Here is a 21634-nt window from a genome sequence, read left to right as displayed (position 1 = left end):
GGACGACAACTGAGAGGGTAAAACAGCATTACAGTGCCGCAACCACCGACATCTCGACCAGAATTTCCGGCTCGCACAGCTTGGCTTCAACCGTCGCGCGGGCGGGCGCGGTGCCAGCCGGCAACCATTGATCCCAGACGCTGTTCATGGCTTCAAAGTCGGCGTCGATGTCCTTCAGGTAAATGGTCACCGACAGGATGTTGGTCTTGTCGGTACCGGCCTCGGCCAGCAGCTTTTCAATTTCTTGCAGGGTGCTGCGGGTCTGCTCGGCGGCGTCCTTGGCAAGGTCGTCATCGGCGGCCACCTGACCGGCAAGGTAGACCGTGTTCTGGTGAATCACGATCTGGCTCATGCGGTGGTTAGTGTGCAGACGCTGGATGGCCATGGTGCGGGTGTTCCTTGTGGTTGGAGTAACGGTCAAAGCTGTAGTCGCCGGCATTGAGCGCGGGCTTTTCGCCGGACAGCAGGTCGGCCAGCAGTTTGCTCGAGCCGCAGGACATGGTCCAGCCCAGGGTGCCGTGACCGGTGTTGAAGTACAGGTTACGCAGGCGGCTGGCGCCGATGATCGGCGTGCCGTCCGGGGTCATCGGCCGGAAGCCGGTCCAGAAGGTGGCTTCGGCAACCTTGCCGCCCTGCGGGAACAGGTCGGACACAACCATCTCCAGTGTTGCACGACGCTTTTCTTTCAGGGTGTCGTCAAAGCCGGTCAGCTCGGCCATGCCGCCGACGCGGATACGATCGGCGAAGCGGGTCACGGCAACCTTGTAGGTTTCGTCCATGATGGTTGAAACCGGCGCCATGGCGTCGTCAGCCACCGGCAGGGTCAGCGAGTAGCCCTTGACCGGGTAGATCGGCAGGTCAAAGCCGATTGGGCGGGCCAGTTTCGGCGAGTAGCTGCCGAGGGCCAGCACATAACGGTCGGCAGTCAGCACTTCGCCGCATTCCAGGCGCACGCCGTTAATCTGGGTGCCGTCGCTCAGCAGTTCGTCAATGGCGCAGTTGTAGCGGAATTCAACGCCCAACTCGGCAGCCTTGGCCGCGAGGCGGGTGGTGAACAGGTGGCAGTCGCCGGTTTCATCGTTCGGCAGACGCAGGCCGCCGACAATCTTGTCCGCGCTGGCGGCCAGACCAGGTTCGACACGTACGCAGCCCTCACGGTCGAGGACTTCATAGGGCACGCCACAACGTTCGAGTACGGCGATGTCCGGGGCCGCGGCATCCATCTGCTTCTGGGTGCGGAATACCTGCAGGGTGCCCTGCTCACGGTGTTCGTAATCGACACCGCTGTCGCTGCGCAGATCCATCAGGCAGTCACGGCTGTACTCAGCCAGGCGCATCATGCGCTCCTTGTTGACTGCGTAACGGGCTTCGGTGCAGTTGGCCAGCATCTGTACCATCCAGCGGTACTGGTGCGGGTCGCTGGTTGGGCGGATGGACAGCGGGGGGTGCTTGGCCAGCATCCATTTGACGGCCTTGAACGGCACGCCCGGTGCAGCCCACGGGGCGGAGTAGCCGGGGGAGATCATGCCAGCGTTGCCAAAGCTGGTTTCCAGACCGGCGCCCGGCTGGCGATCAACCACGGTGACCTGATGGCCGGCGCGGGCCAGATACCAGGCGCTGGTAACGCCGATGACGCCACTACCGAGGATGAGAACCTGCATGCTGTTGCTCCCGGAAAAGATTCTGTGAATTTGCCCTTGGGCGATATTGCTATTCTATGGCAAGTGATCTGGTCTGATTTTTCGTTTATTTTACGTATTGCAGAGTAAGATTCTCTTGTTGGTTTTCTTTTTAGGGGGATTTTATGAAAACAAGAAAGGCCTCCAGCCGCGAGCTGGATCGGATCGACCGCCATATCCTGCAGCTGCTTCAGGAAGAAGGGCGGATGTCCTATGTGGAGCTGGGCGAGCGTGTGGGGCTCTCTACCACGCCCTGTATGGAGCGGGTGAAACGGCTGGAGCGGGAGAAGTTCATCCTCGGTTATGGTGCCCGGCTCAACCCGCACAAGCTACAGGCGAACCTGCTGGTGTTCGTGGAGATCAGTCTCTACTCCAAGTCGGCCGACATCTTTGACGACTTCCGTCGGGCTGCGACCAAGTTGCCGCATGTGCTGGAATGCCATCTGGTGTCCGGCGACTTCGATTACCTGATCAAGGCCCGAATTTCCGAGATGGCCTCCTACCGCAAGCTGCTTGGTGACATCCTGTTGCGCCTGCCGGGGGTTCGCGAGTCAAAGAGCTATATCGTGATGGAAGAGCTGAAGGAAACCCTGGCGCTGCCGATTCCCGACGCGGATTGACGCGGGATTGTCCGGCTGCTGCGATCTGGTTATGCTGGGCGTCAATTTTTATTTACGAAGTTTCACGATTTCAAACGAAAACGACCGCAAACGGACAACCTCATGCTGCGCAGTTCAACCCATACTCACGAGCACGCACCCTCCTATTACGCGGCAACTGCCAACCAGCAGCTCGGGTTGCCGGTCTTGCAGGGGGAAGAGCAGGCTGATGTCTGCATCGTTGGCGGCGGTTTTACCGGCGTCAACACGGCGTTGGAGCTGGCTGAGCGCGGCTTGTCGGTGGTGTTGCTGGAAGGGCATCAGATTGGTTGGGGTGCCAGCGGTCGTAATGGTGGGCAACTGATTCGCGGCGTTGGTCACGATGTTGACCGCTTTGAGAAGCAGATTGGCGCGGACGGTGTGCGCAACCTCAAACTGATGGGCATTGAGGCCGTCGAGATCGTCACTGAGCGGGTGGCGCGCTTCAATATCGACTGTGATCTGACCATGGGCTATTGCGATCTGGCCAACAAACCGGCGCATATGGAGGGCTTTCTGGCTGATCGCGAAGAGCTCAAATCGCTGGGCTATCGTCACGAGATGAGCGTCATCGAACATGCGCAGCTGCACACCGTGGTCGGCTCCGACCGCTACATCGGCGGCATGACCGACATGGGCTCCGGCCATCTGCACCCGCTCAATCTGGTGCTCGGTGAGGCCGCAGCAGCGCGTCAGCTGGGCGCCCGCCTGTTCGAGCACTCCCCGGTTACCCGCATCGACTACGGCGACACCCTGACCGTGCATACGGCAACCGGCCGGGTGCGGGCGAAACAGCTGGTGCTGGGCTGCAATGCCTACATGGGCCAGCTTAACCCGAAGCTGGGCGGTACGGTGATTCCGGCCGGCAGCTATGTGATTGCCACCGAGCCGTTGGGCGAGGAGCGCGCGCGTAGTCTGATACCGCAGAACATGGCGTTGTGTGATCAGCGGGTGGCGCTGGATTACTACCGTCTTTCCGCCGATCACCGCCTGCTGTTCGGCGGCGCCTGTCATTATTCGGGCCGCGATCCGGCGGATATTGCAGCCTATATGCGGCCGAAGATGCTCAAGGTATTTCCGCAGCTGGCGGATGTGAAGATCGAGTATCAGTGGGGTGGCATGATCGGTATCGGCGCCAATCGTCTGCCGCAGATCGGTCGTCTTGATGATCAGCCGAATGTGTTCTACGCCCAGGCCTACTCTGGTCATGGGGTCAACGCGACCCACTTGGCCGCGCGTTTGCTGGCCGAGGCCATTGCGGCGCGGGCCAGTAACGGCTTCGATATTTTCGCCAAGGTGCCGCATATGGCGTTCCCGGGCGGCCAGCGCTTCCGCGCCCCGCTGCTGGCGATGGGCATGCTCTGGGAGCGCACCAAAGAACTGTTCTAGCAACACGGGTTCGCGCGCCGGGTTAGTCCGGACGTGAACGCAGTTTAGTTATATGTTGACTAGCATATTTACTTTATATGGTGTTTGACATTTAATTAGCTGCTCACCCAGGAGCAGCTGCATGACCTCAACCTCCCCGGTATCGGGTGCGCCCGCCGCGCGTACCACACGTCTGTTGCAGGCACCCATTCTGCCGTTGTTGTTGACGCTCGCCTGGCCCAACGTATTGATCATGTGCGCGCAGGCATCCACCGGCCTGATTGAGACCTGGTGGGTGGCCAGACTGGGTACTGATGCGCTGGCCGGGATGGCGTTGGTATTTCCCGGTGTGATGCTGATGCAGATGATGTCGGCCGGTGCCTTGGGGGGTGGCATCTCCTCCGCCATTGCACGGGCATTGGGCGGGGGACGTCGTGAAGATGCCAATGCGCTGGCTCGCCACGCGCTGCTGATCAATGGCGGGATCGGCGTGCTGTTTTCTGCGCTGTTCCTGTGCTTCGGAGAGCCGCTGTATCGGCTGCTGGGTGGTGAGGGTGCAGCACTGGAGGCCGCGCTGGCCTACTCGGATGTGGTCTTTGCCGGCATGCTGGCGCTGTGGTTGATGAACGGCCTGGCCAGCGTCATACGTGGCACCGGCAATATGCTGTTTCCGGCGCTGGTGACCTGCTTTGGGGTCGTGCTGCTGATTCCCCTGTCACCGCTGCTGATCTTTGGGCTTGGGCCGTTACCGGGACTGGGCATCGTCGGCGGTGGTGCGGCCATGGTGCTATATGCGCTGACGGGGGCGGCGATCATGTTCTGGTATCTCCTGTCCGGGCGCAGCGTGGTGCGGCTGGGTCCGGGCCCTTTGCGCTGGCAGCATGTGCGCAGCATTCTTGGCGTCGGGCTGCTATCGTCGGTTTCAACGCTGCAGACCAACGTGCTGATTGCCGGTGCGACCGCGCTGGTTGCCGCCAGTGCAGGCGTGGAGGCCGTTGCCGGCTTTGGTACCGGGGTGCGACTGGAATATGTGCTGGTACCCCTGGCATTCGGCATCGGGGCGCCGCTGGTCGTCTTGGTGGGCACCAATCTGGGGGCCGGACAGCACCGGCGGGCCTTGCACATTGCGTTGACTGGCGGCTTGGTGGCTTTTGTCGCTACAGAGTGCATCGGGTTGAGTGCCGCTTTCTGGCCGACGGCATGGTTACGGTTGTTCACCGCCGACCCGCAGGCACTGGAGGTCGGTGCGGTCTATCTGCGCATGGTCGGGCCATGTTACGGCCTGTTTGGTCTGGGCCTGGCGTTGTACTTTGCTTCGCAGGGTAGCGGGAGGCTGCTGTGGCCGTTGATCGCAGGCTTCATTCGCTTGTGTATCGCGCTGGTTGGTGGCTGGTTATTGCTGCAACTGACAGACCGTCTTGAAGCGGTGTTTGCCATGCTGGCGCTCGGCATGGTGGTGTATGGCGTGGTTATGCTGCTGGCGGTCTGGCATGGCGGCGCCTTTACCAGGTCGTTGGCAGCGAGGGACCTGCGCTGGTGGTGGCGCAGGGGTCAACGCTGATCGATATCCACCAAACCGTGCGGCAGCTCTGCGACCTTGGCCGGGTGTCCGCTCAGGTCGATCAGGTCGCCGTTGGCGGGGACCAGTCCGCCTAGCCCCAGTTCACGACCCAGCGCCATGTGGGCCTGCTGGTGGTAGCGCTCGCCGTGCACCGGTAGCAGGTGGCGCGCTTTCAGCCAGCCGTAGAGCTGGCGCAGGTCGTCCTGTGGCGGGTGTCCGGAGGCGTGCACATCGGGCTGCATGTCGTCATCGATCAGCTCGACGCCCTGCTCTTTCAACCCCTGCTTGATACGTTCCAGTGCCACCTCGTTGCCTGGGATCAGGCGTGAGGAAAAAATCACCGTGTCACCCGCCTCCAGGCTCAGTTGCGGATGGCTGCCGGCGGCCAGCCGGCCGAGCGCTGCGCCTGGTTCACCCTGGCTGCCGGTGCAGACCCAGAGTTGCTGTTCACGTGGCAGGTGACCCAGCTCCCAGGGGCCGATAAACCCCGGGCGACCGGGCAGATAGCCCTGGGCACGACCGATGCTGTGCATGTGCGTCAGGCTGCGCCCCAGCAGCGCGGCATAACGACCGCAGTCGAAGGCGATGTCGGCCAAGCTGTGCAGGCGTGCCAGGTTGCTGGCAAAGCAGGTGACGATGACGCGCTGACGGCAGGGCCGAATAGCGTCCTGCAGGCCATTCTGCACCGCGGCTTCGGAGCGGCTGGCGCCGGGCACCGAGGCGTTGGTCGAATCGCCAATGATCACATCAACGCCGGCACGGCCCAGTTGCTGCAATCGGGCCTGGGCGGTCAGCTCGCCGACCACCGGGTGGTTGTCCAGCTTCCAGTCGCCGCTGTGGTAGAGGCGCTTGCCGGCAACCTCCAGCACGATCGCGTGCGATTCGGGGATCGAGTGGGTGACCGGAATCCACTCGGCCTGAAAGGCACCGATGCCGATGGGCTCCAGCGGGCGGATTTCCTGCAGGCGCGGCCAGGTCAGGCCCGGATCGAGCTTGGCGCGAATCAGTTGAGCGGCAAACGGACTGGCGTAGATCGGGCAGTCCAGCGCACGCCATAGATGCGGGATGGCACCGATGTGGTCTTCGTGGCCGTGGGTAATCAGCAGTGCCGACAGCTTTATGTCGTGTCGCTCCAGTGCCGCCAGGCTGGGCACTGACACGCTGTTTCGCCCGCTAGGCGTGGGGTTCAGCGCAAAGCCACAATCCACCGCAATCCACTCACCGCCCGAGCCGTACAGGTAAAAATTGGCCCCGAACATGCCTGCGCCGCCGAGGGCCACAAACCAGGGGCCGGGTTGGCGGTGGAGTTGGTCAAAGCGTGGGGCGGGCATGCAGGTCTCTCAGCTACAAGCGGCAAGCTTCAAGCCACAAGCGGATGGGTGTAGAGCAAGAGGTTAGCATAGGAGGCCGGATTGTTGCTGTGCTGTGAACAGCTAAGCTCGGTCTGCTTGAGGCTTGGAGCTGGCTTTAGCCAAAAAACCAATAACACACCCCAATCGCCGTGAGCATACCGGCGAGGTCGGCCAGCAGGGCGCAGCCGAGGGCGTGGCGCACGCGACTGATACCGATCGCGCCGAAATAGACAGCGAGTACGTAGAAGGTCGTCTCGGTACTGGCCTGGAAGGTGGCGGCCAGCTGGGCCGGGAAGCTATCTACGCCGAAGGTATTCATGGTCTCGATCATCATGGCCCGGGAGCCGCTGCCCGACAGTGGCTTGATGAACGCCGTCGGTAGCGCGTCGATAAAGCGGGTGTCCCAGCCAAGCCCTTCCGCCAGCCAGCGAATGCCGTCGAGTATCGCGTCGAGCACCCCGCTGGCGCGCAGTACGCCGACTGCTACCAGCATGGCGACCAGGAACGGCAGCAGTGAGATGGTGACCTCGAAGCCCTGTTTGGCGCCTTCGATAAAGCTGTCGTAGACGTTGACCTTGCGCAGCGCGGCGATCAGCAGAAAGGCGATGACAATACCGAACAGGGTGAGATTGCCAACCAGCGTTGACGTCGCGGCCAGTGCTTCGGCCGACAGGCCCGCCAGTGTGGTCAGCAGCAGGCCGAGTGCAGCGGCACCGCTGGCAAGATACGCCAGCACCACCGGGTCCCAGAGTTTCAGGCGCTGCATCAGCGCAACGCTGAGCAGGCCGACCAGGCTGGACGCGCTGGTAGCCAGCAGAATAGGTAGAAACACCTCGGTGGGGTCACTGGCGCCTTGCTGGGCGCGGTACATGAACACAGTGATCGGTAGCAACGTGAGCGACGAGGTGTTGAGCACCATAAACAGGATTTGCGCGTTGCTGGCGGTGTCCTTGCTTGGGTTCAGGCTCTGCAGTGAGTGCATCGCCTTGATGCCGATCGGGGTAGCTGCGTTGTCCAGCCCGAGTACGTTGGCAGCGAAGTTCATGGTGATGTGACCGAGCGCGGGATGGCCGCTCGGCACCTCGGGCATCAGACGCCTAAACAGTGGGGCGAGCAGGCGTGCCAGCTGGTTGATGAGCCCTGCCCGCTCGGCAATGTTGAGAAAGCCGAGCCACAGGGTCATGGTGCCGACCAGCACCAGCACGATTTCCACACTTAGCCGGGCCATGTCGAACAGCGCCGTGACCAGGCGACTGAAGACCTCTGCGTCGCCCAGGCCCAGCCATTGCCAGAGTGCGGCGGCGAAGGCGCTGAGGAAGAAGCCGAGCCAGATCCAGTTGAGCATGCAGGATCAGTCCCGGTCGACGGTGCAGGGTGGCAACCGTGGTGCGAGCGCGTGTTCGGGCGCCTGATACCATTCGGGGTCGCGCTGATTCAACAGGTGGCTGGCCTGGTCAGGCACCAGAGCGGCCAGGATGGCAGCGGTCTCGCTGTCGGGAATGCCATTGAAGCGGGCCGGGCGATAGCGCATCTGAAAGGCGGCGATGACATTGCGGGTCACCTCGTCCAGCTCGCCGTGCAGTGGCACCTCGTAGCCCCAGTCGTGCAGGCTCTGCTGGAACCAACTGACCGCAGGGGTGCGTCCGGCAAGCCACTGGCGCATGACCCGTGTGCGCTGAGGATCTGCTCCGGTAGCAACGCCAGCGGCGACCAACTGGGCCCAGGGAAAACGCGGGCCCGGATCGACCTTGCGTTGGGGGGCAATGTCGCTGTGCCCCAGTACGCGCTCCGGCGCAATACCGTGGCGCTGTTCAACATCGCGTAGCAGGCGGATAAGTGCGTCGATCTGCCGTTGGTCCCAGGGATGCCAGCGGCGACATGCAGCTTCATCGGTGTAGCCGGGGTTCACCAGCTCGATACCGATAGAGCTGCTGTTCAGCCAGGTTCGTCCCTGCCAGCTGCTTTCGCCGGCATGCCAGGCGCGCTGGTTCTCGTCGACCAGTCGATAGATGACCGGGTCGTAATCGCTGATCAGGTAGTGGCTGCTGACATCCCGCTGGGTGAGGGTGTGCAGCGAGCGCTCAAACCCCGACGAGGTGTAGTGCAGGATGATGTATTGAGCGCGGCTGTCCTGGCTGCTGGCCTGATACCGAGTGTCGATGACCAGCTCCGAGCCGCAGGCGGCCAGAAAGACGGTGCAGCAGAGCAGCAGGACAGGACGCACGAGTGAACTCATGGGGTATCGGCAGCGACGATCCGGTTTCGGCCATCCTGCTTGGCCCGGTACATGGCCTGGTCGGCGCGGTCGAAGGTGCCATCCAGTGTGTCGCCATCACGGAACTCGGTGTAGCCGATGGAAATGGTCACCGGTACCGGCTCGTTCTTGAAGTGGAACGGGGTGTGTTCAATGCCGCTGCGCAGTTCCTCAAGCGCGGTTGCACCCTGCTCAGGGGTGACGCCCGGCATCAGGATGACAAACTCCTCACCGCCGAAACGGCCGATGAAGTCGGTCTTGCGCAGCCGGCGTGACAGTTGCTGGGCGATCAGACGCAGCACCTTGTCGCCGGCCAGATGGCCAAAACGGTCATTGATGGACTTGAAGTGGTCAACGTCGAGCACGACCAGCAACAGGCGGCCGCCATAGCGCTGCCAGCGCTCGTGCTCTTCTTCCATGCGGCGCTGCAGGCCAGCGCGGTTGGCAAGGCCGGTCAGACTGTCGAGCATGGCCTGGCGCCGCTGCTCTTCGAGGTGGCGGCGGAAGGTCTTGGCCTCCAGCTCCATTACCTGGATGCGCTCGACCATGGTGTTCAGTTGGGCCGACACCTGGCTGTCACGCTCTTCGCGCAGCTCGCGGGCCTTGTCGATGTTTTCCAGCAGCGAGTTCAGCCGTAACTCGACGTTCGCCTTGAGGGTGGTCAGGTCGTCGGCGTCGCGGACGTTGTTATTGAGCCCTTCTACCTGGCTGCGGATGTCGCCGGCGAGTTCGCGCTCGGCCTCAAGCGAGCCACTGTAGTTAGACTGCGCTTCCTCCAGGCTGCCCTGAAACTGACTAAGTCGCTGATTCAGCTGCTGCAGATAGTGCTCGAACTCTGCCTGGCGGCTTTCCTGAGAGCCCAGTATGACGGTAGACAGGCTGTCCAGCAGAGCGGCCAGCTCATACCAGTTCAGGCCGCGACTGACCTGTTCGCGCAGGCGGTCGCGGATGGACTGCTGGGTCTCCATGACCTCCAGGTCGTTGAGCAGGCGGAGCAGTATGGATTCGATGTGAGCAGCAACTTGAGAGAAGTTCTGCTCTGCGCCGCTGAGGTTGCCAGAGACTTTCGGTGATGGTGCGGGTAGCTCGCTGAGATCGTCTGCGGTGGCTGCCGGGTCGTCATCGGTCGGGCTCGCGTCGCTGGTTTCGGTGGTCTCCGCCTCGGCCTGAATCTCCTCGGCAGCCTCGTCGCTTTCGCTGCGGCGCTCGCCGCGGCCGAACAGGCGTCCCCAGAGGTTGGCCGGTTCTGGGCTGGGTTCGCTGGCCAGGGTGTGACCCTGCAGCTGCTGCAGGTCGCCGAGAATGCTGTCGAGCTGGCGTGGCAGCTCGGCAAGATCGTTGAGGCGCCGGTCAAGGTCGCGCAGCGCCTTGGCCGTGTCGCGCGGAGGCTCGTTGTCCTGAAGCTGTTCGATGATGCCGTGCAGACTTTTGCTGATGTTGCTGGCACGCTCCTGGCGGCGCTGATCGGCGCTCAGAACAGCGTGCTCCAGTTTCGGCAGCAGTTCGGCGAGCATGCTGGGCGGTGAGTCTGCGTGCAGGGCCCGGCGTAACTCCTTCAGGCGCTTGTCGAGCAGTGAGTCGATACCTGACGCAGCAATGCTGACCCGCACCAATCCTCGCTTGAGCAGTTCCGTCTGCTCGCCAGGCTCAGAATGCTGGTACGAGCCGTTGGCGATAGGGTGGGTGTCCGGCATGGGTGCTCCAGGGATTTATGTCCCAGAGATTATAGGTGATGCAACTCTGCTGACTAGCCTTTACACAGCGGCGAGGGCAATTTGATGTGCATGGCGACCGGCAGGTGGTCGGAAATGGCCTGAGGCAGCACATCAACCTGTTCGACACTGAGGCTGGGGCTGACCAGAATGTGATCCAGCACCCGAGCCGGTTTCCAGCTGGGGTACGTGCCGGGCAGGTCTGGGGCCTGGAGGTTCGCTCCTTTCAGCGGCGAGTGCTGCAGCAGATCTTCGGCGTGGGTGTTCATGTCACCCATCAAGACGACGTGGCGGTGATCGGCTATGCGCTCGCGAACATAGGCAAGCTGGTTGGCGCGCCCTTTGGTGCTCAACGCCAGGTGCATCATGACCACCAGCAAGGAGTTCTCGCCCTGTCCGAACTGGGTCAGGATGGCGCCACGGCCTGGCAGAATACCCGGCAGCTTGTGGTCTTCCAGCAGGTCGGGAGCATAACGGCTCAGCAGCCCGTTGGAGTGTTGGGCGAAGCGGCCAAGGTTACGGTTCAATTGCTGATACCAGTAAGGGAAACCACTTTCCCTGGCGAGGTGCTCAACCTGATTGACGAAGCCGGAGCGCAGACTTCCGCCGTCTACCTCCTGCAGGGCAACAAGGTCAAACTCGTTCAGTAACTGGGCAACTCTGCCCAGTTGGTGCTGACGGCTGGCGCTGGGCAGCAGGTGCTGCCAGCTGCGGGTCAGGTAGTGGTGGTACTTCTGGGTGTTGATGCCGACCTGAATATTGAAACTCAACAGGCGCAGTATTTCCGGGAGGGGGCGCTGGTCGGTCTGGCACTGGCTGTTGATCCGCAGCTCACCCGGTGCCATGTGGCCCCGGGTGGTGCGGGTCGAGCTGATATTGCCGACGGACAGCATGATTTAGCCCTGGTTGGCCTGGCGTTCCTGCTCGACCAGGTACTCGGCAATCTTCAGCATGTTTTCGAAGGTGCCGGCCATCTTGCCTTCGATGCGGTATTTGCCGTTGACGATCAGGCAAGGCACGCCGGTGGCGCGGTAGTCACGGGCCAGGCGTCCGGCCTGTTCGACGCGGCTCTTGACGCCGAACGACGACCAGGCCCGCTCGAATTGATCCCGGGTGATGCCATAGGGTTCGAGGAATTCGATCATGGCGTCTTCGCTGTCGAGATGATTCCTTTCGCGGTGAATCGCGCTGAACACGGCGTCATGGGTTTCTTCCAGCTTGCCGAGGCTTTCCAGGGTGTAGAACAGTTGACCGTGCTTGTTCCACAGTCCGCCGAACATGGCCGGAACCGGGCGGAAGTTGACGTCTTCTGGCAGAGTCTTGGACCAGGCTTCGATGGTCGGCTGGAAGGCGTAGCAATGCGGGCAGCCGTACCAGAACAGCTCGGCGACCTCAATCTTGTCCGGATCCTGGGTGGGGGCCGGGTTTGGCAGGACCACGTAATGCACGCCTTCCTGATAGGTGGCCTCCTGGGCCTGAGCCAGAGCAAAGCTGCCGAGCAGCCAGATCAGGGCAACGCTGAACAACGCACGCATGTAGTTCTCCATAACGGGGTAGTGACAGGTTTCAGACCCGACAGTAGAGGAAAGATTCCGTGATTACCAGACGTAACTGTAGCGTCGGATTACGGCTGCAAAGGACCCATGAAAAAAAGGGGTAGCCATCGGCTACCCCTTTTTTCTGCAACGATGCGAGCGCTTAACGCAGGCCCTGGATATAGCTGGCAACAGCCTCAATATCCTTATTGCTCAGGCGGCTGGCGACGGTGCGCATGATCATGTTGTCGCCGTCATTGGTGCGGTTGCCTTCGCGGAAGTCGGTCAGCTGCTTGGCAGTGTAGGTTGCGTGCTGGCCAGCCAGGTGCGGATAACCTGCCGGCGGGTTGCCCTGACCAGTCGGCGAGTGGCAACCGGTGCAAGCCGGCAGGCCGGTTTCCAGGTTGCCGCCGCGGAAGATCTCTTCGCCACGAGCAGCCAGCGCCGGGTCGGCTGCGCCCAGGCTAGCGGTCTGGGATGCGAAGTATGCCGCTACGTCAGCCATGTCCTGCTCGCTCATGCCGTCAAGGATGCCGGTCATTTCGATCACAGTGCGACGACCTTCCTTGATGTCAGTGATCTGCTTGAGCAGGTAGCGCTCGCCCTGGCCGGCCAGCTTCGGGAAGTTTGGCGCAGGGCTATTGCCGTCTGCACCGTGGCAGGCGCCGCACACGGCAGCCTTGGCCTGGCCAGCTTCAGCGTTACCCTCAACGGCGTGCGCGGCAGTGGCGACACCCAGGGTCAACGCCAGACTAACGAGTAATTTATTCATCGGCTAATCCAATAACGGCTAAAGGAAAACGGTTGGCAGTGCCTGCAGTCCGGCCTTGTTGACCGCGTTATCATGGCAGGCAGCCGTGATTGTGTGCCCATGCTAGCGGCGCGCTGCCCGGGGTGCAATGGCTGAAATGCCGCACCCTTGGCCGCACCTGCGACGCTCATGAGTCCTCGGGATGCAGGTGGTTGGCGGTGCGTCTTGACGCTGGCCAATTCATCCGTGCTTCCCACAACCGCGGCATTATATACTAAGCGCGCCGCAAACGTGAATGTCATCAGTGCCGGTCCTAGCATGCCGGCCAAAATGGAAATCCCATGTCCCCCAGTACTCCTCTTGTTTCTCTTTGCCAGCAAGCGACTTTCATCAAAAGTGCGAGCCTGGTTACCCAGTGCCCACCTGATATCGGACTGGAAGTGGCCTTCGCGGGGCGTTCCAATGCGGGCAAGTCCAGCGCACTCAATACCTTGACCCATGCTCGGCTGGCGCGCACTTCAAAAACGCCGGGACGCACGCAGTTGATCAACTTCTTTCGCCTTGACGAAGAGCGTCGGCTGGTCGATTTGCCCGGTTATGGCTACGCCAAGGTACCGCTGGAGCTAAAGGCGCACTGGCAGCAGCACCTGGATGCCTACCTGACCGGGCGACATAGTCTGGCTGGCCTGGTGCTGGTGATGGATCTGCGCCACCCGCTGTCCGATTTTGACTGCATGATGCTGGAATGGGCGCGCAAAAGCGGTATTCCGGCCCATGTGCTGCTGAGCAAGGCCGACAAGCTGGCCTTTGGGGCAGCCAAGAATGAGTTACTCAAGGTGCAGGCGAGGATGCGCAAGGAGCTGCGTTCCGACGCGACTGTGCAGCTGTTTTCGTCACCCAAGCGACAAGGGGTTGAGCAGGCCCATGAGGTACTGGCGGGCTGGTTGTTCCCGCCGGAAGTCGAAGCTGGTCAGGCAGACGGGGAGTCCTGACGCGCCGGGGTTGGCAAAAAAAGATAAAAAAAACCCCGAGCTTCTATGGGGAGGGAGGCTCGGGGTTCAACGAACCGGGCTGTGCTAGGAAAGGGAGTGCCCGGTTTTCTGCCAACACTAAATCACATCTAAGGAGCATGAATGGCTCTTAAGCCGTTCATAAGTTCTGACCGGGCAGGTTCGGGATAAGTTCAAAAAAAGTTTTAGACGGAAAGATTATGAAAACGGCAGCGCTTAGGCGCTGCCGTTTTCAGCCGCAAGCTGCAAGCCTCAAGCCGCAAGTTGGGCCGGCGCGGGGGCGAGCCACGCGGACTTTCTTGAGATGACGTGTCGCAGTAAAGCGACTAGAAAACCGTTGACCACCTCGCTATCGCGCACATCCTGATTAAGCTTGCAGCTTGCAGCTTGCAGCTTGCAGCTTGCAGCTTGCAGCTTGCAGCTCGGCCCAAAGGGCCGCCCTCAGTGTGCCTCGTCCCAGTTGTCGCCCACGCCGACCTCGACCACCAGTGGTACGTCCAGTTCTGCGGCCTGCCCCATTCGTTCCTTGAGACCTTGGCTGACGGCCTCGATCTGGTCTTCACGCACTTCCAGCACCAGTTCGTCGTGCACCTGCATGATCACGCGGGCGTCCAGCGCGCTGTCGTCCAGCCACTGGGCTACCTTGATCATGGCGCGCTTGATGATGTCGGCAGCGGTGCCCTGCATTGGCGCGTTGATGGCGGTGCGCTCGGCGGCCTTGCGCATGGCCTGGTTTTTGGCATGAATTTCCGGCAGGTACAGACGGCGACCGAACAGGGTCTCAACGTAGCCCTGCTCGCCTGCCTGTTCCCGAGTGCGCTCCATATAGGCCAATACGCCAGGATAGCGGGCGAAATAGCGATCGATATAGGCCTGGGCCTGCTTACGGTCGACCCCGATCTGTTTGGCCAGCCCAAAGGCGCTCATGCCGTAGATCAGCCCGAAGTTGATCGCCTTGGCGCTGCGGCGCTGGTCGCTGGTGACCTCCTCAAGCGGCACGCCGAACACTTCAGCGGCAGTGGCGCGGTGAACGTCGAGGTCGTGGCGGAAGGCATCGAGCAGGCCGGCGTCCTGCGCAAGATGGGCCATGATCCGCAGCTCGATCTGTGAATAGTCCGCCGCCAGCAGCTTATAGCCCTTGGGGGCGATAAAGGCCTGGCGGATGCGGCGCCCTTCGGCAGTGCGGATCGGAATGTTCTGCAGGTTCGGGTCAGAAGATGACAGTCGCCCGGTCGCCGCTACTGCCTGATGGTAGGAGGTGTGGATGCGTCCTGTGCGCGGGTTGATCTGCTCCGGCAGGCGGTCGGTGTAGGTGCTCTTGAGCTTGCTGACGCTACGATACTGCATGATCACCTGTGGCAGCTCGAAGCCTTGCTCGGCCAGCTCGGCCAGCACTGCTTCAGCAGTCGACGGCTGGCCTTTGGCGGTTTTCGACAGCACCGGCAGGCCCTGCTTTTCATACAGAATGGCGCCCAGCTGCTTGGGTGAGCCGAGGTTGAACTCCTCACCGGCCAGCTCGAATGCCTGGCGCTCCAGTGCCACCATTTTCTCGCCCAGCTCGATGCTCTGTTCGCCGAGCAGCTTGGCGTCAACCAGCGCGCCGTTGCGTTCGATGCCGGCCAGTACCGGCATCAGCGGCATTTCGATGTCCTGCAGTACTTTGGCCAGCGATGGCAGTGGCTGCAGTTTGGCCCACAGGGCCTGGTGCAGGCGCAGGGTCACGTCGGCGTCTTCGGCGGCATAGGGGCCGGCCTGTTCCAGCGCGATCTGATCGAAGGTCAGCTGCTTGCTGCCCTTGCCGGCGATCTCTTCGAACTTGATGGTGCTCTGGCCCAGATACTTGAGCGACAGACTGTCCATATCGTGGCGCGTTGCGGTGGCATCGAGCACATAGGATTCGAGCATGGTATCGAACGCCACGCCCTGCACGCGGATATCGTAATGGGCCAGCACATTGATGTCGTATTTGGCGTGCTGCGCGACCTTGGCCTTGTTCGGGTCTTCCAGATACGGCTTGAGTGCGGCCAGCACCACGTCGCGATCCAGCTGGTCGGGTACGCCCATGTAGCTGTGCGCGACCGGGATATAGGCGGCTTCGTTGGCTTCGACCGCCAGCGAAACGCCGACCAGCTCGGCGCGCTGGGCGTCGATACTGGTGGTTTCGGTATCAAAGGCAAACAGCTCTGCGCTCTTCAGTTTGTCCAGCCAACGCTCAAAGTCGGCCTGCTCGGTGATGATTTCGTAGCGCTTTTCGGTTTCTGAGCTGGGCTCGCTGCCAGTGTCTGCGCTGGAATCAGCCTTGGCTTCACGCAACAGGTCGTCCAGCCAGGTTTTAAATTCCATTTCGCGGTACAACTCGATCAGCGCATCGCGGTCGACCTCGCCCGGCATCAGGGCGTCGGCCCTGACCTCCAGTTCGACGTCCAGCTTGATGGTCGCCAACTGATAGGAGAGGTAGGCCATCTCCTTATGTTCTTCCAGCTTCTCCGGCAGCTTCTTGGCGCCGCGAATCGGCAGTTCCGGCACCTTGTCGAGACTGCTGTAGATGACGTCCAGACCGCCGCCCACACCAGTCAGCAGGCCCAGTGCAGTCTTCTCGCCGACGCCGGGCACACCGGGAATGTTATCGACCTTGTCGCCCATCAGCGCCAGGTAGTCGATGATCAGCTCCGGGCCAATGCCGAACTTGTCGTGTACGCCCTGGATATCCATGACCGTGTTGGTCATGGTGTTGACCAGCGTGATGTGCTGGTCGACCAGTTGGGCCATGTCCTTGTCGCCGGTGGAGATCACGACCTCGCGGCCGGCGTCGGCGCTCTGCCTTGCCAGGGTGCCGATAACGTCGTCGGCCTCGACGCCCTCAACGCACAGTAGCGGCAGCCCGAGTGCGCGCACCGCCGCGTGCAGCGGCTCGATCTGAGCACGCAGCTCGTCTGGCATTGGCGGGCGGTGCGATTTGTACTGTTCGAACATGTGGTCGCGGAAGGTCGGCCCTTTGGCGTCGAAGACCACGGCGAAGGGGCTGTTCGGGTACTGCTTGCGCAGACTCTTGAGCATGTTCAGAACGCCTTTGACCGCACCGGTAGGCAAGCCCTTGCTGGTGGTCAGCGGTGGCAAGGCGTGGAAGGCGCGATAAAGGTAGGACGAGCCGTCCACGAGGACGAGCGGAGTAGTATCTGTCATGCGTCAGGTCAACAATTTGAGAGTCATTGGGGCTAGAATGGGCACATCACTCAAGCAAAGGACAAGACTAACATGATTCGCAAACTTGGCTTTGGATTGGCCGCTTTCCTGCTGTTGGGCAGTGTTTCGGTCATGGCGCAGGACGCGGTTCCTACCGAGCCTGAGGTAACCATCCGTCAGGAAGGTGATCGCACGGTCGAGGAATACCGGGTTAACGGTTTTCTCTATGCCATCAAGGTAACGCCGAAAACCGGCGCGCCCTATTACCTGGTGGCGGTGGATGAGGATGGTAACTACGTCCGTTCCGACCAGCCCAACGGCTTGCGTATTCCGTCGTGGAAAATCTTCGAATGGTGAGCTGAGGTATGTCCGTTTTTACCCCGGTCAGCCGCGAGCAGCTGGACGCCTTTCTGGCCGGGTTTGAGGTCGGTCGGCTAATCGACTTTCAGGGCATCGATGGGGGCAGCGAAAACAGCAACTTTTTCGTCAGCTGTATCGGCGGGGAGTTTGTTCTCACCCTGATCGAGCGGGGTGATCCCCAGGCCTTGCCGTTCTTTGTCGAACTGCTCGACTGCCTGCACCAGGCTGGTCTTGCGGTGCCGTATGCCGTCGCTGACCGACAGGGTAACGCGCTGCATCAACTCAACGGCAAGCAGGCGCTGCTGCAGCCGCGGCTGGCCGGGCAGCATGTCGAACGGCCGGATGCCGCGCACTGTGAAGCAGTTGGTCGCTGGCTGGCGCAGCTGCATGCCGCAACCAGGGTTACCTCTCTGACCCGTCAGAGCGAGCGTGGCCTGGCGTGGATGCGGGCTCAGGCGAGCGAGCAATTGGCGCGCCAGCCCGCATCAACCGTTGCGTTGCTGCAGCCGCTGATTGAATTGATTGGCGGTTGGCAGCAACAGGTGCCGGAGCTGCCCCGGGCCGTCCTGCATGCGGATCTGTTTCGCGACAATGTGATGTTTGACGGCCACCATTTGAGCGGCGTTATCGATTTCTATAACGCCGCCAGCGGCTGGGCACTCTACGATGTCGCCATTGCGGTCAATGACTGGTGTCTGGATCAGGCTGGGGCACTGGAGCCGCGGCGCACGCGTGCGTTGCTGGCTGGGTATGCTGCACTGCGCGGCTTTACCCCGACCGAACAGGCGTGCTGGCCTGACATGCTGCGGCTGGCTGCGTTGCGCTTTTGGTTGTCGCGGCAGATCGCGGCAGAGCGTCATGCGGGCCAGGCTGGGGTGCTGGTCAAGGATCCAGGGCACTTTCTGCAACTGCTGCAGCGTCATCAGACGGTGGAGATCAGACTGCCGCTGGCGCTCTAGTCAGCGATGGTTAAGCATCAACAGATAGTGCAGCGCAGCTCCAAGCACGGCGCCAAGCAGCCACGCGTACCCGTGTAGCTGGCTAACCGCAGGGACCCATACCGAGGCGACAGAGAAAATTGAGGCGACCGCGAACGCGATCATGGCTTTGCGGTTCCAGCCCTTGCTGAAGTAATAGTCGGTGCCTGGTTGCGCGCTGAACAGGTGCTGCAGGTTCAGGTGCTGCTTGCGAACGAGGTAGTAGTCGGCAACGATGATCCCGTAGAGCGGTGCCAGAATCGCCCCGAGGGTATCGACAAAGGCCGCTACACCTACCTGGCTGATGAACGCTACCCACAGGGCGCCAATGAAAAAGGCAATGGCTGCTGTGATAAAGCCACCGGTACGTGCGCTGATGTGGGCCGGCGCAAGGTTGGCAATATCGTAGGCGGGCGGGATGAAGTTTGCGACCAGGTTGATGCCAACGGTTGCGGCGAAGAAGGTCAACGCGGCGATGATGGTCAGGGTGAGGTTGTCGACGCGGGCGATGATGTCGGTTGGGTTGGTCAGCGTCTCGCCGAAGACGACGACGGTACCTGCGGTGATCACCAGCGCTATGATTGAGAAGATCGCCAGACTTACCGGCAGCCCGAGAAGATTGCCGACGGTCATCTGCCTTTCGCTTTTGACGAAGCGGGCAAAGTCGCCATAGTTGATAACCACTGCAGCGAAGTAGGCCACCATGGTGCCGACCACGGCGAAGAAAGCGGCTACCGGGCCTGCCTCATACTCCCCACTACCACTGAAAATGGTACCCAGTTCGGTCAGCAGGCTAGGGCCCGCCTGATACCAGATGATGATCATCAGGGCGATCATCACCAGGTAGACCAGCGGGCCAGCCCAGTTCAGGAAGCGGGTAATCCAGGCCATGCCGCGGACGAACAGCAGCACCTGAAACGCGCAGACCAGGCAGTACGAAATCCAACCGATAGCGGTGATGCCGAGCAGCGTTGGGGCGTCCACGGCAGGCTCCAGCAGCGCATTGAGCAGCAGCGCGAGCGCGGTTGATGCAAAGTAGGTTTGCACGCCATACCAGAAAATCGCGACGATACCTCGGACCAGAGCCGGGAAGTTGGCACCGCGCACACCCATGCTGGACCGGGCCATAACAGGGAAGGGAATACCGTACCTCACACTTGGTTTGCCGGTCAGCTGGACCAGGCCCATGACGATAAAGCCGGCCAGTACGATGCCGGCGAGCACTGCCCAGCCGCTCAGTCCGTAGGATATGAAGAGTGTGGCGGCGAGGGTATAGCCGAACAGGCTCTGAATATCGTTGGACCACACGTTGAATATCTCGAACCAGCCCCAGTGGCGTTTGCCTGGCGGCAAGGGGGCGAGATCCTCGTTGTGTAGTGTTGGGTCAATGTGCGTGATCTGATAGTCATCGTTGTTCATGGCTGCTGCCTGCATCTTGTTGTGTGCGCCGGTCACGCTGCAGATTCTGTTCCGAAAATCGGCTAGAGCCGACCTTGCGTCGATATCGCAGGTTCAGTGGCTGATTGCTGTTTTCAGGTCGATCAGCCGCGTATTGTGCACAATTATCTGTTCAATTGTATGCAATTGTTTTGGCGAAGGCGCTGCAGGCGGGTGCCAAGGATGTGCTTGGCCGCCAAGAGAAGGTGGCTTTATACGAAAAGCGAACCAGTCGCGTCAGCGGGAGTCTTAGCGCAGGTAACGATACAATCCCGTGTCGTCGTCCCGGAGTTGCTGTTGCATGCTGATTGCCCACCTGCCATCCGGCTACGTTCTTTCCAGTTACTTGGTGGAGCGTGCGCGCTGTTTGCCCATGCGGCCCTTTTGGCTTCTGATTGCTGGCATGCTGGGCGCCGTCGCGCCGGACTTCGATATGTTCTATTTCCACTTCGTCGATATGGGCATGAAGCACCACCATCGCTACCCAAGTCACTGGCCGTTGCTCTGGCTGGGGCTGATTGCCGGGTCACTGGTGCTGATGCGTTTTCGCAGTAGGTCGGTGGTTAGCTGGCTGGCCCTGACTTTCAGTCTGGGCGGCATGCTGCACGTGTTGCTGGATACGTTGGCCGGGGACATCTGGTGGCTGGCTCCCTTCGTTGACCAACGCTTTGCGCTGGTCACGGTCACCGCCCGTTACAAGCCATGGTGGCTGAACTTCGTCGTGCACTGGGTCTTTCTGGTCGAACTAGCGATCTGCGGCTGGGCGTTTTGGCGCTGGCGCATCAGGCGCAGCTGGATGCCTGATGCGACGGCCGTCGAGGGCCGCTGATCGCGGTTTTTACAGTGACTCCAGGCAGCCTGCCCAACTGCTGGTCAGCGTCTCGAGCAGCTTAATGTAGCCGTCTGCACTGATGGCGACGTTTGCGCCCAACGGATCGAGCTGGGCGGTTTCGACCGGCAGACCTTCGGTCAGGCTGGCAACCAGCCGCGGGGTAAACTGTGGCTCGCTGAACACACAGGCGCGGCCAGCACTGCGTAGCTGTTCGCGCAGGCTGTTGACGTGGCGTGCACCAGGCTGGATCTCGTGGGCCAGGGTAAAGACGCCGCGGTGTTCGATGCCGAGGTACTCTTCCAGGTAGCCATAACCATCATGGAACACGAAGTAAGGCTTGGCCTTGAGCGGCGCAAAACGGGCCTGGAGCTGTTGTTCCACGGCGCTGATGCGGGTTTCGAACTGCTGCAGGTTGGCGTCGAGTTGAGCCTGCTGCTCCGGATACAGCGGCGCCAGATCGGTTTTCATCCAGCGGGCGATGGCCAGCGCATTGGTCGGTGACAACCAGATGTGGGGGTCCAGGTTGTCGGCGTCGTGGTGGTGGTCGTCGTGACCGTGTTCGGCGTGCTCTTCATCGAATTCGCGCAGGCTCAAGCCCGGGACCTTCATCAGCTCGCGTGCCTGCGGATTGTCGTGCAGCAGGCTATCGAGGAAACGCTCCAGATCGGGGCCGATCCAGTAGATTCGCTCGGCGGTAGCCAGGGCGCGGCGGTCTGAGGGGCGCAGTGCAAAGGCGTGGGGAGAGGCGCCGGGCGGCAGCAACACGGCGGGCTCGTCGATACCGTCGAGCAGGGCGGCGCTGATCTGCTGGATCGGCTTGATGCTGGTCAGCACGCGACTGTCTGCCAGGGCGGAGAGCGAGAGCAGCAGGCCGGCGGTCAGTGCCAGCAGGGAACGGATCAACATGGGGGAATACCTCGGGAATCAGAACTGTTATATGATAACAGCCCATTGACCTCTGAAACGACCCCCGCCGCCAAACGGC

The 21634-nt window shown here is 61.5% G+C and carries 19 protein-coding genes; 7 read left to right on the top strand and 12 right to left on the bottom strand.

The window, feature by feature from the left end; genetic code table 11:
• Window positions 1-28 precede the first annotated feature (28 nt).
• Both ACKPCU_RS01600 and ACKPCU_RS01595 read right to left on the bottom strand, forming a co-directional pair.
• Window positions 29-385 (bottom strand): RidA family protein, encoded by a 357-nt coding sequence (locus tag ACKPCU_RS01600; RefSeq protein WP_104739135.1) that lies wholly within the window; start codon window positions 383-385, stop codon window positions 29-31.
• Entirely contained in the window at window positions 360-1661 is a 1302-nt protein-coding gene (locus ACKPCU_RS01595; RefSeq protein WP_104739134.1) for a D-amino acid dehydrogenase, read from the bottom strand. The genes ACKPCU_RS01600 and ACKPCU_RS01595 overlap by 26 nt, the downstream gene beginning before the upstream one ends.
• 143 nt (window positions 1662-1804) lie before the next feature.
• On the opposite strand from ACKPCU_RS01595, the gene ACKPCU_RS01590 reads away from it, so the two are divergent.
• The 3 genes from ACKPCU_RS01590 to ACKPCU_RS01580 all read left to right on the top strand — a co-directional run bounded on the left by ACKPCU_RS01590 (window position 1805) and on the right by ACKPCU_RS01580 (window position 5246).
• On the top strand, window positions 1805-2299 hold the full coding sequence (locus tag ACKPCU_RS01590) for an Lrp/AsnC ligand binding domain-containing protein (protein ID WP_104739133.1): 495 nt from the start codon (window positions 1805-1807) through the stop codon (window positions 2297-2299).
• A 102-nt stretch (window positions 2300-2401) separates the two neighbouring features.
• Window positions 2402-3706 carry an NAD(P)/FAD-dependent oxidoreductase gene (locus ACKPCU_RS01585; RefSeq protein ID WP_321349333.1) on the top strand — a complete coding sequence of 435 codons (1305 nt, stop codon included), beginning with the start codon at window positions 2402-2404 and terminating at the stop codon, window positions 3704-3706.
• 121 nt (window positions 3707-3827) lie between these two features.
• Complete coding sequence (locus ACKPCU_RS01580; protein ID WP_321349331.1) at window positions 3828-5246, top strand: MATE family efflux transporter; 1419 nt, start codon at window positions 3828-3830, stop codon at window positions 5244-5246.
• On the opposite strand, the gene ACKPCU_RS01575 is transcribed toward ACKPCU_RS01580, so the two are convergent.
• The 7 genes from ACKPCU_RS01575 to ACKPCU_RS01545 form a co-directional block, all read right to left on the bottom strand.
• The gene (locus ACKPCU_RS01575) at window positions 5237-6577 is read right to left on the bottom strand and encodes a ribonuclease J (RefSeq protein ID WP_321349329.1); all 1341 of its coding nucleotides are present in this window, start codon (window positions 6575-6577) and stop codon (window positions 5237-5239) included. The two genes, ACKPCU_RS01580 and ACKPCU_RS01575, sit on opposite strands and share 10 nt — an antisense overlap.
• A gap of 136 nt (window positions 6578-6713) precedes the next feature.
• On the bottom strand, window positions 6714-7943 hold the full coding sequence (locus ACKPCU_RS01570) for a nucleoside recognition domain-containing protein (protein WP_104739129.1): 1230 nt from the start codon (window positions 7941-7943) through the stop codon (window positions 6714-6716).
• A 6-nt stretch (window positions 7944-7949) separates the two neighbouring features.
• On the bottom strand, window positions 7950-8834 hold the full coding sequence (locus ACKPCU_RS01565; protein ID WP_321349324.1) for an N-acetylmuramoyl-L-alanine amidase: 885 nt from the start codon (window positions 8832-8834) through the stop codon (window positions 7950-7952).
• The gene (locus ACKPCU_RS01560) at window positions 8831-10546 is read right to left on the bottom strand and encodes a GGDEF domain-containing protein (protein ID WP_321349322.1); all 1716 of its coding nucleotides are present in this window, start codon (window positions 10544-10546) and stop codon (window positions 8831-8833) included. The genes ACKPCU_RS01565 and ACKPCU_RS01560 overlap by 4 nt, the downstream gene beginning before the upstream one ends.
• A 53-nt stretch (window positions 10547-10599) precedes the next feature.
• Window positions 10600-11409: an endonuclease/exonuclease/phosphatase family protein gene (locus tag ACKPCU_RS01555; protein WP_104739162.1), complete on the bottom strand. Its 810-nt coding sequence runs from the start codon at window positions 11407-11409 to the stop codon at window positions 10600-10602.
• Window positions 11410-11460: 51 nt separating this feature from the next.
• Window positions 11461-12099 (bottom strand): thiol:disulfide interchange protein DsbA/DsbL, encoded by a 639-nt coding sequence (locus tag ACKPCU_RS01550; protein WP_229744452.1) that lies wholly within the window; start codon window positions 12097-12099, stop codon window positions 11461-11463.
• Window positions 12100-12262: 163 nt separating this feature from the next.
• The gene (locus ACKPCU_RS01545) at window positions 12263-12871 is read right to left on the bottom strand and encodes a c-type cytochrome (RefSeq protein ID WP_321349318.1); all 609 of its coding nucleotides are present in this window, start codon (window positions 12869-12871) and stop codon (window positions 12263-12265) included.
• Window positions 12872-13191: 320 nt separating this feature from the next.
• Here ACKPCU_RS01545 and yihA point away from each other — a divergent pair, with 320 nt between their 5' ends.
• On the top strand, window positions 13192-13842 hold the full coding sequence (gene yihA / locus ACKPCU_RS01540) for a ribosome biogenesis GTP-binding protein YihA/YsxC (RefSeq protein WP_321349316.1): 651 nt from the start codon (window positions 13192-13194) through the stop codon (window positions 13840-13842).
• A 459-nt stretch (window positions 13843-14301) separates the two neighbouring features.
• On the opposite strand, the gene polA is transcribed toward yihA, so the two are convergent.
• Window positions 14302-17043, bottom strand: a complete 2742-nt coding sequence (gene polA, locus ACKPCU_RS01535; RefSeq protein WP_321349314.1) for a DNA polymerase I — start codon at window positions 17041-17043, stop codon at window positions 14302-14304.
• Between the two features lie 72 nt (window positions 17044-17115).
• Between polA and ACKPCU_RS01530 the strand changes: the two genes are divergently transcribed.
• Window positions 17116-17400, top strand: a complete 285-nt coding sequence (locus tag ACKPCU_RS01530; RefSeq protein WP_104739122.1) for a DUF2782 domain-containing protein — start codon at window positions 17116-17118, stop codon at window positions 17398-17400.
• Between the two features lie 8 nt (window positions 17401-17408).
• Window positions 17409-18362, top strand: coding sequence for a homoserine kinase (locus tag ACKPCU_RS01525; RefSeq protein WP_321349311.1), 954 nt, complete (start codon window positions 17409-17411; stop codon window positions 18360-18362).
• Here ACKPCU_RS01525 and ACKPCU_RS01520 read toward each other — a convergent pair whose 3' ends face one another.
• The gene (locus tag ACKPCU_RS01520) at window positions 18363-19799 is read right to left on the bottom strand and encodes an NCS1 family nucleobase:cation symporter-1 (RefSeq protein WP_321351707.1); all 1437 of its coding nucleotides are present in this window, start codon (window positions 19797-19799) and stop codon (window positions 18363-18365) included.
• A gap of 319 nt (window positions 19800-20118) precedes the next feature.
• On the opposite strand from ACKPCU_RS01520, the gene ACKPCU_RS01515 reads away from it, so the two are divergent.
• Entirely contained in the window at window positions 20119-20646 is a 528-nt protein-coding gene (locus ACKPCU_RS01515; protein WP_104739120.1) for a metal-dependent hydrolase, read from the top strand.
• A 9-nt stretch (window positions 20647-20655) separates the two neighbouring features.
• Here the strand turns inward: ACKPCU_RS01515 and ACKPCU_RS01510 are convergent, their stop codons facing one another.
• Window positions 20656-21555: a zinc ABC transporter substrate-binding protein gene (locus tag ACKPCU_RS01510; protein ID WP_321349307.1), complete on the bottom strand. Its 900-nt coding sequence runs from the start codon at window positions 21553-21555 to the stop codon at window positions 20656-20658.
• Window positions 21556-21634: the final 79 nt, after the last annotated feature.

The sequence above is a fragment of the Halopseudomonas oceani genome, assembly GCF_963677335.1.
Lineage (GTDB): Bacteria > Pseudomonadota > Gammaproteobacteria > Pseudomonadales > Pseudomonadaceae > Halopseudomonas > Halopseudomonas oceani.
The sequence above is the reverse complement of the archived record's forward strand: the minus strand, read 5'-3'. Positions and strand labels throughout refer to the sequence as shown.

Bases quoted from the DNA above. Each gene is read 5' to 3' on its own strand.
- ACKPCU_RS01600 (WP_104739135.1), bottom strand. From the start codon at position 385: ATGGCCATCCAGCGTCTGCACACTAACCACCGCATGAGCCAGATCGTG.
- ACKPCU_RS01595 (WP_104739134.1), bottom strand. From the start codon at position 1,661: ATGCAGGTTCTCATCCTCGGTAGTGGCGTCATCGGCGTTACCAGCGCC.
- ACKPCU_RS01590 (WP_104739133.1), top strand. From the start codon at position 1,805: ATGAAAACAAGAAAGGCCTCCAGCCGCGAGCTGGATCGGATCGACCGC.
- ACKPCU_RS01585 (WP_321349333.1), top strand. From the start codon at position 2,402: ATGCTGCGCAGTTCAACCCATACTCACGAGCACGCACCCTCCTATTAC.
- ACKPCU_RS01580 (WP_321349331.1), top strand. From the start codon at position 3,828: ATGACCTCAACCTCCCCGGTATCGGGTGCGCCCGCCGCGCGTACCACA.
- ACKPCU_RS01575 (WP_321349329.1), bottom strand. From the start codon at position 6,577: ATGCCCGCCCCACGCTTTGACCAACTCCACCGCCAACCCGGCCCCTGG.
- ACKPCU_RS01570 (WP_104739129.1), bottom strand. From the start codon at position 7,943: ATGCTCAACTGGATCTGGCTCGGCTTCTTCCTCAGCGCCTTCGCCGCC.
- ACKPCU_RS01565 (WP_321349324.1), bottom strand. From the start codon at position 8,834: ATGAGTTCACTCGTGCGTCCTGTCCTGCTGCTCTGCTGCACCGTCTTT.
- ACKPCU_RS01560 (WP_321349322.1), bottom strand. From the start codon at position 10,546: ATGCCGGACACCCACCCTATCGCCAACGGCTCGTACCAGCATTCTGAG.
- ACKPCU_RS01555 (WP_104739162.1), bottom strand. From the start codon at position 11,409: ATGGCACCGGGTGAGCTGCGGATCAACAGCCAGTGCCAGACCGACCAG.
- ACKPCU_RS01550 (WP_229744452.1), bottom strand. From the start codon at position 12,099: ATGCGTGCGTTGTTCAGCGTTGCCCTGATCTGGCTGCTCGGCAGCTTT.
- ACKPCU_RS01545 (WP_321349318.1), bottom strand. From the start codon at position 12,871: ATGAATAAATTACTCGTTAGTCTGGCGTTGACCCTGGGTGTCGCCACT.
- yihA (WP_321349316.1), top strand. From the start codon at position 13,192: ATGTCCCCCAGTACTCCTCTTGTTTCTCTTTGCCAGCAAGCGACTTTC.
- polA (WP_321349314.1), bottom strand. From the start codon at position 17,043: ATGACAGATACTACTCCGCTCGTCCTCGTGGACGGCTCGTCCTACCTT.
- ACKPCU_RS01530 (WP_104739122.1), top strand. From the start codon at position 17,116: ATGATTCGCAAACTTGGCTTTGGATTGGCCGCTTTCCTGCTGTTGGGC.
- ACKPCU_RS01525 (WP_321349311.1), top strand. From the start codon at position 17,409: ATGTCCGTTTTTACCCCGGTCAGCCGCGAGCAGCTGGACGCCTTTCTG.
- ACKPCU_RS01520 (WP_321351707.1), bottom strand. From the start codon at position 19,799: ATGAACAACGATGACTATCAGATCACGCACATTGACCCAACACTACAC.
- ACKPCU_RS01515 (WP_104739120.1), top strand. From the start codon at position 20,119: ATGCTGATTGCCCACCTGCCATCCGGCTACGTTCTTTCCAGTTACTTG.
- ACKPCU_RS01510 (WP_321349307.1), bottom strand. From the start codon at position 21,555: ATGTTGATCCGTTCCCTGCTGGCACTGACCGCCGGCCTGCTGCTCTCG.